Source organism: Wolbachia endosymbiont (group A) of Longitarsus flavicornis (assembly GCF_963931955.1).
Classification (GTDB): domain Bacteria; phylum Pseudomonadota; class Alphaproteobacteria; order Rickettsiales; family Anaplasmataceae; genus Wolbachia.
This window is the reverse complement of sequence record NZ_OZ008337.1, coordinates 1,590,096-1,606,199: the sequence shown is the minus strand read 5'-3', so window position 1 is coordinate 1,606,199 and position 16,104 is coordinate 1,590,096. Positions and strand designations below refer to the sequence as shown.

Below are 16,104 nucleotides of genomic sequence, written 5' to 3'. Positions count from 1 at the left end.
TTCGTAAGCGTGGTTTTGGGAGGAACGGTCAAATCATTGATGGAGTTTTTGTAGACTACCTCGGTTAGGAGATTGTACTATCAACCGTTCCAAGCTGAAGCGTTTCCCTATTACAAATTATACGAAGGAGTTGCCATGAAAAAAGCAAAAAGTAAATTAGAAATAGTGAATCCTGATGCAGCAGGGATTGATGTTGGTTCATCTGTACATTATGTATGTGTACCTGAAGGAAGAGATGAACAACGTATCCAAAAATTTGGCTGCTTCACTGAAGACCTTCATAATTTAGCACGGTGGTTGAAAAAATGTAAAGTTACAACTGTAGCTATGGAATCAACAGGAGTATACTGGATTCCTTTATTTCAAGTACTCGAATCATATGGGTTTGAAGTAAAACTGGTAAATGCGCGACATGTAAAAAATGTACCTGGAAGAAAGTCAGATGTTCAGGACTGTCAGTGGTTACAACAACTACACAGTTATGGACTACTTCATGGATCATTCAGACCCGATGATCAAATTTGTGTATTGCGTAGTTATGTGCGGCAACGTAAAAGTCTTACTGAAAGTGCATCTACACATGTTCTGCGTATGCAGAAGGCATTAATTCAAATGAATATACAGCTGCATAAAGTTATAAGAGATATTACTGGAGTAACTGGTATGAAAATTATCAAGGCTATAATCGAAGGCGAAAGGGATCCTGAGAAATTGGTTGAATTCAGGGATGCACGAATAAAAAATGATCAGTCTACTATTGCAAAAGCGTTAGCTGGTGACTATAGAGAGGAACACTTATTCACGCTAAAGCAAGAATTTGAACTATATAATATCTATCAAGAAAAAATAGCAGAATGTGATAGAAATATTGAGGCCTATTACAAAACGTTCGAAACAAAACCTGGCGAAAGTAAACAGTTGAGTAAGGAAAAGAATAAGCATAGAAAAAGTAAGCCAAACTTTGCTTTGCACGAGGAACTGCACCGGATAACTGGTATGGATTTTACTAAAGTTCCAGGGCTTGATGTACTAAGTGTACAGACCATAATTTCAGAAACTGGTATAAACCATAGTAAATGGTCAACAGAAAAACACTTCTCATCGTGGTTAGGACTCAGCCCTGCCAATAAAATTACAGGAGAAAAAGTGTTTAGCACAAGAACGCGTAAAGTCATTAATCGTGCTGCGAATGCATTTCGAATGGCTGCTAATTCTGTGGGAAATAGTAAAAGTGCATTAGGTGCATACTACAGGAAATTAAAAAAACGATTAGGAGCGCCAAAAGCAATAACAGCTACTGCAAGAAAGATAGCGTGCATATTTTATAGTATGCTCAAATACGGACAGGAATATGTAGAAAAAGGAATGGAATACTATGAAATACGCTATAAAGATAGAACTGTAAAAAATTTGATCAAAAGAGCAAAGGAACTTGGCTATCTCTTGGTAAAAAAAGATGAGTTAGTTCAAGGAGTTTCTTAGGAGAATTAAGGCACTGGAAGAAGAACTACAAATCTTGAAATTGCCACAAGGCGATCTTGAGAACGTACGTATTCAGAATGTAAAAGGTCTGATATTGAGTTACCAAGGAGAGTATGAAGATGCATTCAAAATATTTTCACATGTGCCAAGATTGAATACTATTGATAATTTATTTGCTGAGCGTGAAATGGCTATGATACGGCTAAAGCAAAAAAGATATACTGTTGTATACAATATGTTTAAAAACTTAATAAATGGAGAAGACTGCCTGCTTGGCTCTAATCATCTTGATCCTTTATTTACTAAATATGGAATAGCTATGTTATACCTCCTTTATGCAGGAAAGTATGATATTGCATTAGAAAAATTTCAAGAGGTACTAGAAAAAAGAGAAGAAGTCTTAGAACCTGTACATGATCTCAAGAAAGGAATAAACTAAGAGATAATGTATATAAGTTAGGATATATGAGGAGTTTATACCCAAGTAATATAAGTCGGGAAAGATTTGAGATTATATTACCAGATCTAGAGTCCTGTAGAAAAAAAACAAAACCAAGAAAACTTGATTTGTATGATGTATTTTGTGGAGTGTTATACGTTCTGAAAAGCGTTTGTCAGTGGAGAATGCTACCAAAAGAGTTTCCAAAATGGCGCAATTGTTACGACTATTTTAAGAAGTGGAGTGAAAAACCAGATGCAAATAAAGAAAGTGTTCTGGAGCTGGTGTTAAAAAAAAATAGTTGGCGTAGTCCGACAAAACAATGGTCGGAAAGAAAAAACCAGCTTCTGCATAATTGATGCACAGAGTGTAAAAAATGCAGATACTGCTGAAGAAAAAGGCTACGATGCAGGCAAAAAGATTTCAGGAATAAAACGCCATATTGCAGTAGATACGCAAGGTTTGCCACATGCAATTTATGTAACAACAGCAGAGATAACTGACCGTAGCAGTGCTGTGAGAATGGTAGAAAATGCAAAAGAAAACCTCTCGGGAGTTAAAAATGTACTGGTTGATGCAGGCTATACGGGAGAGAATTTTGCAACACAAATAAAAGCAACTATTGGTGCAACTGTTGAGGTAATAAAACGCAGTGAATTACATACCTTTGCTGTATTGCCAAAAAGATGGGTTGTAGAGCGTTCTTTTGCTTGGTTGGAAAAATGTAGACGGTTATGGAAAAATTGCGAGCGTAAACTCAACACCAGCTTGCAAATGGTAGTTCTTGCTTTCACTGCTTTGTTCCTCAAAAGATTATGAACAGGTTCTTAGGCTAGAGCTAAATTGCTCTCAAGCGGATTTCGCAGAAAAAACTGGTGTAGCAAAGTCACTAATAGGAAAGTATGAGCGAGGGATACACAGCATTCTACCTGAAACGCTCGAAAGGATAGCACAAAAATCACCGCGTGATGTTGAATATTTCTTCCCGAAGCCAATAAATTGTATTAACAGTGAGGACAAGAAGGCATTTGATTTAGTGCAAAACCTAAAAAGAATTAAGGACCAAAAAGTTCGTGATGCGGTGTGCGCATTAACCAGATGTGTGTCAGAGGGGATTCAAATTAGAAAGGTTACAACAGAGATAAGACCTATAAGCTACCAAATGGCGCATAAGGCAAAAGATTGGCGGTTTGCAAGAGGTTATCCACAGACAGAGTTAGCAGATAGGACCGGATTAACAAATTCACAAATACGAAGATATGAGGAAGGGGAAATATCGTTCAAAACAGTACCTAAAATAGCAGGAGGATTATCATTACATTATGGAGTTCTACTGCCTACATCAAAAGATGAAACCTATTGTGAAGATGAGGATGGTCAAGGAGAAAACAAGATATTGAGTATAATGCAAGAATATCAAAAAATTGGTGATCAAAGATTAAAGGATTCATTGTGCACATTTGTGTCTGAGATAGTAAAAATCAGCGAGGAAAACCTAAGATAAAAAGATATACCTTTATAGATATTTATATATAATATTTTTTTTACGCATAGCTTTTATATTTAGGAGCTAAGAGTGGAAAAACTACAGAAAATAATAAGAGCTATAAAAGGTGTATCTATAGCCAATTTTGTGAGCCTCCAAGCTGTTTCAAGCAAAGATTTGGAAAAAATAAAGTCATTGGTAGAAAGTGGTTAATGAATGCAGCAGTAACACCTTTGCACAAGGCTATAATGCTGGAAAATATACCTGTTGTAACTGTGCACAGCTATTTATAAAGAATAAAAAAGGCAAAACAGCATATGACTTATCTCAAAATAAATCTTTGGTTCAAGATCTCTTTGCAACCGATAAAGAAATTAGACGACAGGTTGGGACTGACATATGAAAAGCGTTCTATTCTATAACCGTTAGACTGTTGCATCAAGTTGCCGTTTTTTCGCAGCTTCCTACAAACGGAGCTACCGCCCTCTTCCCTTATACTTACCCTGGGTTGAAGACTGAGCTTTCACAAATAGCTCCCAATATCCCTTCTCATCGCCTTCTTCCTGTATCAATTGTGCTAACCGCTGCATCAATTCATTATTGAGTATAGCCATCTTTGTCCATTTACCCACTGGTTTTGCAATAGCAACTATTTCCGGATTCTCTTTATAAACCTGGATGTCGTCAAAGTTATATTCTGTTTTCTTTTCACTCTCTCTCAATGGAGCCTTTCTGACGAGATTTTTGTATATTCTTCTGAAAAAGAGAAATATTTTAATAGCAATAATTAATATTATACCGTATCTATCAAAAATTGAACAGCTTCTAAGCACCCTTGTTTTGTAGCATACTGTAATAACATTATCCCGGAATTTCGAGTATCATTAATATTTACTAAGTTTTTTACCAAGAATTTCTCAACCTCCACACTGCAATTTTTAGCAGCAATCCATAATATCGATTCATAATTCTTAGCAGCTTTAGCATTTGCTGACTTAACTTCCTCTTTATAACTATCAAAAAGACTGATAACCCAAAGAACAAAGCATATTATAAGCCCCACAACAATAGCCTTACCTGATGGCATAATACTTGGGCCTGAAGTTGCGCGAAGAAACCGTCTTAAATGCTTATTCATACACACCTATATCACTTCTACTTAGCATTAGACTATCATTGAATTAAGTTTCCCTTAACTAACTTTGCTTCTTGTGGCTTCCACCGTAGTTTGGTATCCTCTACTGTCTAGAGTATGTTCTGCTCTATCAATTACCCATTCACCATCTATATCTTGATTGAACCCTACAAGATTAAGTTTTGCCTCTGCAAATAACTTTGGATTACCTGGTATTGTCATTTCTAAAGTCTCATTATTACGCTGTAGTTGTTTAAATTTGGCATTTGCTGCACTTAATGCTGATTCTGCATTTGGGTAAATTGTTTGTATAGGGTAACTTGGTTCACCGCTACCTACTGTTTCTGATATGGGTTCTCCCTTTTCATAGCTATACCATTTTGCTATCACTGAATTATATTTATCACGTACAGTAAAATGCACTTTCCAGTTAATTGTGTCTTGAGGTCTGATAGTTGTCGTTCCTAAAGCTTCTCCTGTTGCTGATTTTGCTGCACCTTTTGGAATAAACAATATATATCCTCCTGCCAGTTTTGCCATAGCTTCTCGCTCTATGGCTATTCTAGTTAACAAATTTATATCACTTTCTTCAGTTTGATCAATGTGTGATATCAATATGTCTTTAAATTCTTCAGCAACTTTGTATCCATACCCATGTTTACTTGATATTTCCTTGACTAAATCACCTAACGTAATCTGGTGCCACTCTCTGGATACTTTTTCCTTTAGTGAGATCATCAAATTTGTTGCATGACCTTTGATCATCAAGGTTTTTGGTGGACTTTGTACTGTAATTTCATTGACTGTATATACACCTATGGGTAGTACTCCTGTTTCTCTATATCCCAAAGCAATCTTTAGCTCTTTTGGAACTTTTATGTTATCATCCCTGTAATCGACACATATTTCAGCTATATCTTCTATAGTCCCTGATTCATCAGTAATATGCATTGACACTAAGCGGTCTTTTGTTAATTCATACCCTTCAATGACAAAGTCTGGTTGCATTTTATCCCCAAATCTTTAAAGTTGATTTCTGTAGAGGTTTCTCGATTACAGGCAGCTTAATTTTCAGTCCTGCTGGCAAAAAACTACCATGTTCTGCAAGTCCAGGGTTTTCTTCTAATACTATTTCTACTGCTCCTGAAGTAAATCCATAGTGCTTCCAACAAATATAGTCCAACATGTCATTAGACTTCTTTCAAAATTCATGTATGGAGCTCAAAATTGTGAATTGCAGCAATCAAATTAAACCTTAAACCAAAACGTTTTCGTCGGTTTCTATACCTGTCCGAGATGATTTTAAACCTTTTCAATAAGCCAATTACGTTTTCAACAATTGCCCTTTGGCTCATAAGTGCCCTGTTCTCTTTTTTTTGTTCTTTGCTTAACGGATTCTTTTTCATTTTCCTGTGCGGTAATACAACATTTTTGTGTATCTTCTGCATTCCCCTGTAGCCGGCATCAGCTAAGATTTTGGTGTCCGGTAATATTGCTACCTTTGATTCTCTAAACATCCGAAAATCGTGTTTTCTACCATTCGAGAAAGATGTGCATATGACTTTTTTACTCTTCTTCTCTGTTACTATTTGTGTTTTTATAGTATGCCTTTTTTTCTTTCCAGAGTAGAAGGGCTTTTGCTTTTTTTTGGTCTCTCTACTGGCGTTTCAGTTCCGTCTATTACTAAAACTTCATATTCTACATCACTCTTTAATAGCTCTTTTTTTCCTGGTAATGCAAAATCTGGATGTTTTATTAATATGTCTTCTACCTATCTTATTATTTTAAAACTGTTACTTTCACTCATGCCATAGCTTTGCCCAATATGAAAATATGTACGATATTCTCTTATATATTCCAGTGCCATAAGTAGCCTGTCTTCTATGCAAAGTTTACTTTTTCTTCCACTTCTAGCTTTTTTTCTTTTATCCTCCACTTCTAGAATTTCTACCATTCGCTCAAATGTTGCTTTTTTTACCCCTGTTAAACGTCGAAACTTTTCTCCTTCTAACTTTTCTATTTCCTTATATTTCATGCTTTCAAATACTTCATCTTACACTCCCTCTAACAATTTTGAAAGAAGTCTATTCTCTTTTGTCGAGTAATATATAGTCATGAATAACGACTTAAACTTAAATTAAATTCAACTTTTTTCGGCAGTCCACAAGGGAAAAATGATGTTTGCTTTTCTTCAAAGCGAGTAATGACAAATTGTCCTAAAACATTTCCCATGCTATCAACTAAAGTGTGAGGTATTTGGTTTTCTTCTGCTTCTTTCATGTTCTTTAATTTATCTAACCCATTGTGAAGATAAATAATCCCTTCTAAATCTATATTTTCTGCCCCTTGGCCAATATTCTGTAGTAATTGCTTGCCAATACACTCAACCACACTCCAGCGCTTCTCTTTGCTATACTTTAAGCTTGTTGGAGAAAGTTTATATGGACCGAAGGATAACATTAGTAAATGGGATCTACCGTATCAAACATAACATCTCGTGATTTTTCTCTTATTCTTTTTATTACTGTATCAGCAAGACTACGTATATCTTGGTTAGGCTCTGCTTTTATACTTATATTAAATGTGAAAGTTTGATTGAAAATTTTTGATTCTTTTTGTTCACACTTACATTTTTCACAGTCTTTTAAAACTTTCTCTAAGTCATCCGCTACAGAACTTTTTTCCTCAATAACGCTACCGATTTTAGTATTTCCAATAATACTCTTTCCGCTTTCAGAAATTTCCTTATTATTTAATAAAGGGTTTCCATTACTCAAAACATTACTTTCAGTAACTACCTTACCAATTTTTGTTTCTACTGGTGTCTCAAATGCTTTTAGCGGACTATCATTAAACAATTTTCCTATACCAATCCAATTGAAAAATTCTCCTATAGGTTTTACAATTGATTTCCAGATGCTAGAAAAAAAGTCCTTCACCTTTTGCCAATTAGCGATTACAAGCGCTGCACCAACTGATAGTCCAGCAACAACAGCTCCTATAGGATTAGTAACCATGGCTAGCGTTAAAGCTTTCAGTCCCATAATTACTGCTGGAATTACTCGTGCTGATAATGAAGTTAATACTGGCAAAAGTGTTCCATGCAAAATAGCCTTAAAAGTTAGTATTCCACCTCCAGCCAATGCAAATGCATAACCAAAACCTACTACTGCAATCTTACCAATAATAAGAGCTGAAATTATGCTCATTATTCCTGTAGTAATAACTGGAAACTTTTCTGCAAACCAAGCTATGGGGTTAGTTATCTCTCTTAGAATATTACTTATCCACTTTAAAGGAGGCAGCATTACTGAGCCCAGGTTCATTCCTACTTCTGCTATTGCATTCCTTAGTAGTCGTAAATTATTTGCTGTAGTTGCTGCACGATTGTTAAACTCATCTTGCATTGAAGTTTCATATTTTTTCTCATCAGCTAAGTGACCTATTGCCTCTTTATATTTCTCCAAACTTCCTACTAATAGTGCTATATCATCTTGATATTCTTGACCAAATAGCTTGAGAAGGATTTGTGAACGTTCCTGTTTATCTACTTTCTCCAGAGTTTCAAAAAAATAAAGTAGTGCATCTTGGCCGTTTTCGCTAATCCTTTGTGTCATCTCTTCTGCAGTTATTCCCATATCTTCCAATGCTGCTTTAAACTCTTTGCTCTGTCCCTCAGCGGTCTGGAGTTTACTAAGTAGAGCATTTATTGCAGTAGCAGCTTTTGCTGGTTGTTTACCTAAACTAATGAAGGCGTTGACTAAACTACTTGTTTCCTTAATATCAAGACCAAACTGTTTTGCAGTACCACCAACTATAGCTAATGCTTTAACCATATCTCCTGCTTTAGCAGCACTATTATCTGAAAGGTGGTTTATAATATTACCTACTCTTTCCATACCTGCTACTTTAATCCCATAAACATTGGCAAGCTTAGCTATAGAATCACCTGCTTCTTCTGCAGACATATCAAATGCTGTAGACATTTTAGCCACTGTTGTTGTAAATCCGAGTAGCTCTTCCTTTTCAACACCAAGTTGGCCACCACTTGCAGCAATTTGTGCTAACTCTGCAGCCGATAATGGTATTGTACGGGATAATTCCTTTAATTTCTGGCCAAATTCCACGGCTCCTTGGTTATGAGCTGCATCATCCTTAGCGAATCTCACTACTTTTTTAACATCAGCCATAGCAGATTCAAAGTCAATCGCAACTTTAATTGGCGCTGCAAGTGAAAGCCCTAGTCCTATAGTCTCCATTACTTGTGATCTATAATGCGCTTTTTTTGCCAAGGCATTTTGCTGTTTTTGTATCACAGATCCTAGTTTACTATATTTCCCTTTTAGTACTTCAATAGATGAACCAAGTTTAGTTTGATCCCTCACTAAGGATTTAATATCTTTTCCACTTTTCCTTACTTCTTCATTTAATGTGTGAAGTGCATCTCTCTTTTTAATATAAGCCTCTTTTGCCTTTGATGCCGATGCTTTCAATTTTTCAAATTCATTTTTTAGTGCTTTGCTTGGTTCTTTTTTTTCCTTCTTTTCTTTAGCAATTGCTGCAGCTGATTCTTTCGCTTTCTTCTCCGCTTCTTTCCAATTCTTCATGGCTTCAAGGGCATCATGATTTAATTGCTTAAATTTGGAGACTGATTTCATTGACGAATCAAGCTGCCTTATACTATCACCCAGCTTAGAAAGCTTAGCTGTACTACCTATCATTGCGCTATTAAAGCTACCATCTAATGCAGCACCTATCTTTATTGAAAGCATTGACATTTCTTTGTTACTCCTTCACTTACTTCTAACCATTTTAGAAATTCTTTTATACCCATATTAATAATCTGCTCAATTCCACTTCCTGTTATTGAACTAAGCTTTAAAACATTGAATCTTAAGTCCTCTGTTCTAAAGGCGACAAAAAATCCCTGAGTACCTTTTGTATTTTTACGTAGTCTTTGATAAGTAATTTCTCTATTACCTCCCTTGGCATAGATGTCAGGTTAGCAGCTAAAGCTACTTCTTTTCTGGCTTCACCTTCTACACATTCAATAGCCAGCAGATCTCCCACTGTAGGCTCACGCATAGGTAATTCTGAAACAGAAATACCATCAACTGTTATTGGATTATCAAGTTTTACTGTTGTCATGTTTCCCCCTAAAAGTTAATTAAATAAAAGTCTTCGTGGCTTTTACATAACTAATTTTTTTATTATGATTATGGTCTATAGCTTTGTGTTTTATTGAAGTCCCTTTTTCTAAGTTTTTTCAATAAAAAATATATTTAAAGTTTTGATCGTAGATTTAACAATCCTGTCTGCTTGTAAATGTTATCTCTATGTCCTATTGTGATGATAAGTACTTTGCGTTTTGAAGTATTCACATGATAGATAAGACGATATTTATCGAAACTTAACCTTCTAAACCCTAGTAATTTACCACGTAAAGGTTTACCAGCTTTGTTGGGGTTAATCTTAAGCTCCTTTTCTATAGCTTCTTCAATGTTAGATTTTATTTCTTCCGGTAAAGCTGGAAAGTCTTTAATGTACCTCTTTGAAAGCTCAATTTTGTAGATACTCTACCCCCGTTTGAAGTCCTCATAATCGATTGTTTCTGCACCTGGAGCAGTACATTCCTTAACAATGTCAGCAACTGCAATCTCATCTATCTCACACTCGATTCCTTCTACAACTAACCTTTTTGCTAGTTCTTGAACGGATTCTTTGGTGATTTCAGCTAATTTAATAAGATTATGTGAAATTTTTGGATCAAAAGTTATACTAATTCTTGAATCTGCCATATGTTTTACCAAAATATACCACGATAATTATACAACATTTCTCTGAATTTTTCAATAAAAAAATATGTAAACTACATCAGATTCCTAAAATCGTTTGTAGCAAGGCCATTTGATCAACACCATTAATCTTGCGAATCATATTCTCAGCATCGATTTCGATAAGCTCTCTAGCACCGATAGTAAGTTTGTAATAATGCGCAGCTACGGTACACTTCAGCGTTGCTTTTTCAGCCGGTTTCCAACTGCCAAAATCAAATTAGACTTCTTTCAAAATTCATGTATGGAGCTCAAAATTGTGAATTGCAGCAATCAAATTAAACCTTAAACCAAAACGTTTTCGTCGGTTTCTATACCTGTCCGAGATGATTTTAAACCTTTTCAATAAGCCAATTACGTTTTCAACAATTGCCCTTTGGCTCATAAGTGCCCTGTTCTCTTTTTTTTGTTCTTTGCTTAACGGATTCTTTTTCATTTTCCTGTGCGGTAATACAACATTTTTGTGTATCTTCTGCATTCCCCTGTAGCCGGCATCAGCTAAGATTTTGGTGTCCGGTAATATTGCTACCTTTGATTCTCTAAACATCCGAAAATCGTGTTTTCTACCATTCGAGAAAGATGTGCATATGACTTTTTTACTCTTCTTCTCTGTTACTATTTGTGTTTTTATAGTATGCCTTTTTTTCTTTCCAGAGTAGAAGGGCTTTTGCTTTTTTTTGGTCTCTCTACTGGCGTTTCAGTTCCGTCTATTACTAAAACTTCATATTCTACATCACTCTTTAATAGCTCTTTTTTTCCTGGTAATGCAAAATCTGGATGTTTTATTAATATGTCTTCTACCTATCTTATTATTTTAAAACTGTTACTTTCACTCATGCCATAGCTTTGCCCAATATGAAAATATGTACGATATTCTCTTATATATTCCAGTGCCATAAGTAGCCTGTCTTCTATGCAAAGTTTACTTTTTCTTCCACTTCTAGCTTTTTTTCTTTTATCCTCCACTTCTAGAATTTCTACCATTCGCTCAAATGTTGCTTTTTTTACCCCTGTTAAACGTCGAAACTTTTCTCCTTCTAACTTTTCTATTTCCTTATATTTCATGCTTTCAAATACTTCATCTTACACTCCCTCTAACAATTTTGAAAGAAGTCTAATGTAAGTGTGGCAAACCCAGAAAGCTTTTGGCAAAAGTGAGCTACTGAGAAACAAAACAGATAAGTCAGACGCTGCCATGATTGCTAGGTTTTGTATTGCTAATAAACCTAATCTTTGGAAACCTGCTCCTCTTGAAGTTAGGTGTTTAAGAGAACTTTATCGTTGTTTGCAAACGCTCAAAGATGACAAGTTGCAACAAACGAATCGCTTAGAAAACAAAAACATGTATTCCAGTTGTAAACAAGCCATACTTGAAGTAATTGCTACAATAGAAACACAAATTGCTGCGCTAGAGAGAGAAATTAATAGGCATATAGATAACCATCCACACCTAAAAAATATGATAGAAAATATCAAGACTGTAAAAGGTGTAGGACATCTTACTGCTATAGCTGTTGTTGCGGAAATGCCATCAGTTGATAATTTTGATCATGCTAGGCAATTCACAGCCTTTGCTGGTTTAAATCCACAGCATTATCGATCAGGATCATCCGTAAGTAAAAAAAGTCGAATATGTAAAATAGGATCTGAGCGTATTCGCAAAGCTCTTTATATGCCAGCTATAGTAGCCAAGAATCATAATTCTCACTTTCAAAAGTTTTGCCAACGTTTAGAAAGTAAAGGAAAATGCCCAATGGTTATAATTGTTGCGCTGATGAGAAAACTAATGCATGTATTTTTTGGTATTCTTAAAAACAATCAACCATTCAATGGTGGTTTAGTTAAGTGACTCATTGACATGAGAAAGTTGCTTACCTTTTCTAACTCTTTGACCAGAGATAGTAGAGTTTTTACTGAGAAATGTAACAAATAGGTCAGCTTCCCTAAATTAGTGTAGCTGTGCGTCCGCACAAACTTAAAGCACAGCTACACTAATCAATGGAATTTAAATTCGGTTTAAAAAGTTTTTTAAAATTACTATTGACATGAAAGACAGTATCTGTACGAACATTGTGATTTGGGCCCATCAGGAGGGTGTCATTCCAGTCTGGAATCCAGCTTTTTGGTAATTTTATCGAAAATGTTTGCTCGGTTACAATCAATTTTCCTGGATCCAAGTAGTCAGGGCTACTTGGATGACACCCTACTTAACCGTCATACCGCGATTCATTCGCGGTATATTTTAGCCTAGATCCCACTGCGGGATGACGGTTCTTTAAATCGTTAAGGTGTCATCCAAGCCTCCTATGATGTCATTCCAGTGCTTGACACTGGAATCCGGTTGCTCACAAGCAAACTAGCATAGAAAGTGGTTACAACGTTTTCAATGAGATTATATGGAAAACTGGATCCCAGTGTCAAGCACTGGGATGATATCGTCCTTCTACGTCATACCGCGATTCATTCGCGGTATCTCTAGATCCCGCTAACAAGCAGCGGGATGACGGTTGTCGTTTAGCTACAAACATTAAGAAATTTACCAAACGAAAAAAAAGGCAAAAGAAACCCTGGTCATTGTTTATTTTCAGTATTTGGCGTTTTTTAAGTCTTAAACACTGCAATTTAGCTGCTTTTAAATGCAACTCACCTTAGTTTAAATGTTTAAGAAATTTACTAAGCAGAAAAAAAGGCAAAAGAAACCCCGTGTTAGCTAGTTGTCACTCTCTAATCCTGCAAATTGGCGTTCTCTACTGTCTTAAACGCTTTGTAAGCGCGTTTCGGCTTATATAGCTAGAAATGTTGTGAAGACATAAGGTGCACATAGTGCAAAAAATTAAAAATAAGACGCCAACTACGTTGTTTTCTTGCTGTTTAATCTGCACAGATGAAGATAACTGAATACCTTCAGTTTCATGATAAGGGCGCTGGCGAAACTTGTCAAGGAAGTTTTTCGTTTCTTACGGCTATGCGCTACCAAAAAATGTTTTTTTTATATGGTTATGCAAGAAGTCTACTATAATGCTAAGATAACTTTGCAAATTGAAGTAATAACGTTATAATATCATATTGTTGACAAGTATTTAAGTAAAGCAGTGTGGTAAAAGATACTAGGGATAAGGTTATAGCTCTTGGAGCAATTGGTGCTATAATTGGAGGCATTGTCAGTCTTGTGCTAAATTTAATAAAATTAATAGGGATGGTTATTGGTTTTGCACTAAGTCTTGTAGGAATTCCTGTTAATTTCGTATTAAGTTTAATAGGATTAAAAGTGGCTCTTGCTTGTATTACGCTAGGCTTAATTGGAGCTATTATCATTAGTAGGCAAGTAAAATCACCTTTAATCAAAAAGATAATTGTTCCGCCTATTGTTATTTGTGGAATAATTTTAATAGGATACGTTGCTGGCTTTGTGTTGAACTTTATTAGCTCGTCGCCTTTGATTATGGGAGGAGTGATTGGTTTTATATATCCGGCGCTGTTTATATTGCTTTCAGTACTTTTGTTGCGTAATCCTGATAAGGAAAATGGAGTTTTCGGTGAAATCTTTAAAAATAGTAAAGCATTTTTCATAAAGTTAGGCATTGTGACAGTAATCGGTACAGCAGTTGGAGTTGGTCTTGGCGTTGCTGTCAGTGCTGTTTTTCCTAATGTAATGCTTGGGGTGTGGTCGATAGCTTTAGCAAGTACAGTAATAGGAGCGATAGTGTTCCCAATAGAAATTTTTATTGGTAACCTGTCTGCAATTAACAAATTGGGAACTTTTACTGCTAAGCTTATTACTTCTTCTTCAAAAGAAAATGAACCAAGTGAGCCATTGAGTGAAGCGGAAGTGCTTAAAGCTTTAGAAGACTTGCCTTACATCTTGCCTTCTTTGTCTGTGGGCAATTCTTCAGAAAAAAATAAACAAAGTGAGTCGTTGAGTGAAGCAGAAGTGCTTAAAGTTTTAGAAGGCTTACCTTACATCACCTAGTTTGCCTGCTGTATTTCGATCCTCTGGCATGCAGAACTAGGAATTTTTAGTTGTGAAGACGTATAATATTATGTATAATGCTTTAAAATAGTGTTAATTTGGGGGTAATATGACTGGCATAAGTGCGGCAACGGTAATACCAAATGAGTTCTTAAAAGAAGGTACAAAGGTAGAAGCTGTAGAGCAGAAGATAGCAAAGGATACAACGCAAATAAAACACTCTGTCGAATTTCTAAATGGCGTGAGTGATAATAGCATTATTAAGAAGATTGTAGAGGGGATTGAAGCAAAAATACAAGCTCTGGGTGAGGTCAAAGTTGATACTGATGAAGTAAATGCTAAAATTAAGATAGAATCTGGTGAAAAAGATGTATACAACATTAAATTTACAGATATTAAAATTAAACCAGTTCAAATTCAAGATAAGAAACGAATTGAAGAATTAGATGCATTCAAAAAACTATCAAATACACTTAAGAAAGTGCAGTTGTTTGCACACAGGAAGGAGGTGGATGGCAAAGAAGAATATAAATTTGGAGCAAAGTTTGGTAAAGGTGGAGAAGAATTCACCATAGGTGGAGATAATGAAAAGTTACCATATAAATCACAAGTAAGTGCATTAGAAGGTGGTTTTGATAAGCATTTAGCATTAATTGCAACAGCAACAGGGTCTGGTAAAACCATAACAAAGCTCATGTTTGCTCTTGTAGCAAAATTACGTGGAATGGATGTTGTATCGGTTACTCCCCGTGCTGATTTGGTAGGGCAAGAATATGAAGAGCAAAAAGGAGCTGTATCTAATCTAAGTGGTGTTAACCATAATGGTGGTTACGTCAAAGAATAAAAGCACAATGTGGTGGGTCTAGAGACTTTCTTTAATAACTCAAATGAAATATTAGATTTTAGTAAATTTTCCAAGCTGCTGAAAGATGAAGGAGCGGAAGATAAGGAATTTAAGGTAGATTTGAAAAATAAAAGAATAACAATTGGTGAAAATATCAAGATCTATGAAGATTACTATACGATTAGGGGCAAGAAACATAAGGAAAGTATTTTTAATGACCGCAAGTTACTTTTAATGCTTGATGAAGTGCAGGATATGGTTGACAAGGGGGAAGCATATTATAAAACAACCCAGCTTTTGCTATTGCTTGCACATTGGAAAAAAATAAACCTGGTAATAACAACAGCAACTCCTCCTGTTTGGATGAAGGACTATATAAAAGAGGAAAAAAAAGAGGGAAGAGCGCATATTGAAAGTCAGTCGTTGCAGCAAAAAATTATATTGGGTATTGGCGCGAGAATTGATGTTGAAGTTTGCAATAATGTAGAAGATAGAAATTTTGTTAGTAATTATGTAAAATATCATAATAAGGAATTATTGGAAAGATCTGAATCTGAAGATAATAAATATTATTATAATCCCAAGAAGGACGAAAGTTCTACTATAGAGGAGAAGATAAGGAAGTACATCATATGGAATATGCAGAGTGTACGCAATAGAATGACCCTTGCGTGCATGGATTCTGATCAAGCTCAAAAGCAGTTGAAGAAGTGCTTGTGGAAAGAGAAAAAAAAGTTCAGAGATAGGGGAATTTCTTTATAATAGTAAGTCACATGATTCAACCAGTGAAGTAAAGGAAAAACTTTTAGGTCAGTTTGGTCAAGAGAATGGAGAAGTAATTGATAAAGTTCTCAAAAACTTTGACTATAAAGGCAGCATTGTTGATAGTGGTACATTTGCTGTTGAGCACGGGA

The 16,104-nt window shown here is 35.5% G+C and carries 16 protein-coding genes and 4 pseudogenes; 8 read left to right on the top strand and 12 right to left on the bottom strand.

Going from position 1 to position 16,104, the window contains the following annotated elements; genetic code table 11:
- Window positions 1–135 precede the first annotated feature (135 nt).
- The 4 genes from AABM58_RS07700 (at window position 136) to AABM58_RS07685 (ending at window position 3,425) form a co-directional block, all read left to right on the top strand.
- Window positions 136–1,482: an IS110 family RNA-guided transposase gene (locus tag AABM58_RS07700; RefSeq protein ID WP_338406860.1), complete on the top strand. Its 1,347-nt coding sequence runs from the start codon at window positions 136–138 to the stop codon at window positions 1,480–1,482.
- Between the two features lie 34 nt (window positions 1,483–1,516).
- The gene (locus tag AABM58_RS07695; protein ID WP_338406857.1) at window positions 1,517–1,921 is read left to right on the top strand and encodes a tetratricopeptide repeat protein; all 405 of its coding nucleotides are present in this window, start codon (window positions 1,517–1,519) and stop codon (window positions 1,919–1,921) included.
- A 26-nt stretch (window positions 1,922–1,947) separates the two neighbouring features.
- A protein-coding gene (locus AABM58_RS07690; RefSeq protein ID WP_338405927.1) for an IS5 family transposase occupies window positions 1,948–2,740 on the top strand; the annotation gives its coding sequence in 2 pieces (ribosomal slippage) (window positions 1,948–2,211 and window positions 2,213–2,740; 792 coding nt in all).
- Complete coding sequence (locus AABM58_RS07685) at window positions 2,706–3,425, top strand: helix-turn-helix domain-containing protein (RefSeq protein ID WP_338406856.1); 720 nt, start codon at window positions 2,706–2,708, stop codon at window positions 3,423–3,425. Before AABM58_RS07690 ends, AABM58_RS07685 begins: the two co-directional genes overlap by 35 nt.
- Before the next feature lie 458 nt (window positions 3,426–3,883).
- On the opposite strand, the gene AABM58_RS07680 is transcribed toward AABM58_RS07685, so the two are convergent.
- The 12 genes and pseudogenes from AABM58_RS07680 to AABM58_RS07625 form a co-directional block, all read right to left on the bottom strand.
- Complete coding sequence (locus AABM58_RS07680; protein WP_338406855.1) at window positions 3,884–4,129, bottom strand: hypothetical protein; 246 nt, start codon at window positions 4,127–4,129, stop codon at window positions 3,884–3,886.
- A 71-nt stretch (window positions 4,130–4,200) separates the two neighbouring features.
- Window positions 4,201–4,545, bottom strand: coding sequence for an ankyrin repeat domain-containing protein (locus tag AABM58_RS07675; RefSeq protein WP_338406854.1), 345 nt, complete (start codon window positions 4,543–4,545; stop codon window positions 4,201–4,203).
- A 54-nt stretch (window positions 4,546–4,599) separates the two neighbouring features.
- Window positions 4,600–5,550: a phage late control D family protein gene (locus AABM58_RS07670; protein WP_338406853.1), complete on the bottom strand. Its 951-nt coding sequence runs from the start codon at window positions 5,548–5,550 to the stop codon at window positions 4,600–4,602.
- 1 nt (window position 5,551) lies between these two features.
- The gene (locus AABM58_RS07665) at window positions 5,552–5,728 is read right to left on the bottom strand and encodes a tail protein X (protein ID WP_338406852.1); all 177 of its coding nucleotides are present in this window, start codon (window positions 5,726–5,728) and stop codon (window positions 5,552–5,554) included.
- A gap of 22 nt (window positions 5,729–5,750) precedes the next feature.
- Window positions 5,751–6,577, bottom strand: a pseudogene (locus tag AABM58_RS07660) (IS5 family transposase).
- Window positions 6,578–6,654: 77 nt separating this feature from the next.
- The gene (locus tag AABM58_RS07655) at window positions 6,655–7,002 is read right to left on the bottom strand and encodes a phage tail protein (RefSeq protein ID WP_338406851.1); all 348 of its coding nucleotides are present in this window, start codon (window positions 7,000–7,002) and stop codon (window positions 6,655–6,657) included.
- Window positions 7,002–9,320, bottom strand: coding sequence for a phage tail tape measure protein (locus AABM58_RS07650; RefSeq protein WP_338406850.1), 2,319 nt, complete (start codon window positions 9,318–9,320; stop codon window positions 7,002–7,004). The genes AABM58_RS07655 and AABM58_RS07650 overlap by 1 nt, the downstream gene beginning before the upstream one ends.
- A 115-nt stretch (window positions 9,321–9,435) precedes the next feature.
- Entirely contained in the window at window positions 9,436–9,690 is a 255-nt protein-coding gene (locus AABM58_RS07645; protein WP_155969105.1) for a phage tail assembly protein, read from the bottom strand.
- A 134-nt stretch (window positions 9,691–9,824) separates the two neighbouring features.
- Window positions 9,825–10,106: a type II toxin-antitoxin system RelE family toxin gene (locus AABM58_RS07640; RefSeq protein WP_338406920.1), complete on the bottom strand. Its 282-nt coding sequence runs from the start codon at window positions 10,104–10,106 to the stop codon at window positions 9,825–9,827.
- Between the two features lie 12 nt (window positions 10,107–10,118).
- Entirely contained in the window at window positions 10,119–10,340 is a 222-nt protein-coding gene (locus AABM58_RS07635; RefSeq protein WP_096617466.1) for a hypothetical protein, read from the bottom strand.
- Window positions 10,341–10,416: 76 nt separating this feature from the next.
- Window positions 10,417–10,596, bottom strand: a pseudogene (locus AABM58_RS07630) (phage major tail tube protein); the annotation flags it as partial.
- 18 nt (window positions 10,597–10,614) lie between these two features.
- Window positions 10,615–11,441: pseudogene (locus AABM58_RS07625) on the bottom strand (IS5 family transposase).
- A gap of 73 nt (window positions 11,442–11,514) precedes the next feature.
- On the opposite strand from AABM58_RS07625, the pseudogene AABM58_RS07620 reads away from it, so the two are divergent.
- The 4 genes and pseudogenes from AABM58_RS07620 to AABM58_RS07605 form a co-directional block, all read left to right on the top strand.
- Window positions 11,515–12,225 (top strand): annotated as a pseudogene (locus AABM58_RS07620) (IS110 family transposase); the annotation flags it as partial.
- 1,245 nt (window positions 12,226–13,470) lie between these two features.
- Window positions 13,471–14,346, top strand: coding sequence for a hypothetical protein (locus AABM58_RS07615; protein WP_338406849.1), 876 nt, complete (start codon window positions 13,471–13,473; stop codon window positions 14,344–14,346).
- A 109-nt stretch (window positions 14,347–14,455) separates the two neighbouring features.
- Entirely contained in the window at window positions 14,456–15,190 is a 735-nt protein-coding gene (locus tag AABM58_RS07610) for a DEAD/DEAH box helicase family protein (protein ID WP_338406848.1), read from the top strand.
- Between the two features lie 9 nt (window positions 15,191–15,199).
- Window positions 15,200–15,952, top strand: a complete 753-nt coding sequence (locus tag AABM58_RS07605; RefSeq protein WP_338406847.1) for a hypothetical protein — start codon at window positions 15,200–15,202, stop codon at window positions 15,950–15,952.
- Window positions 15,953–16,104 lie beyond the last annotated feature (152 nt).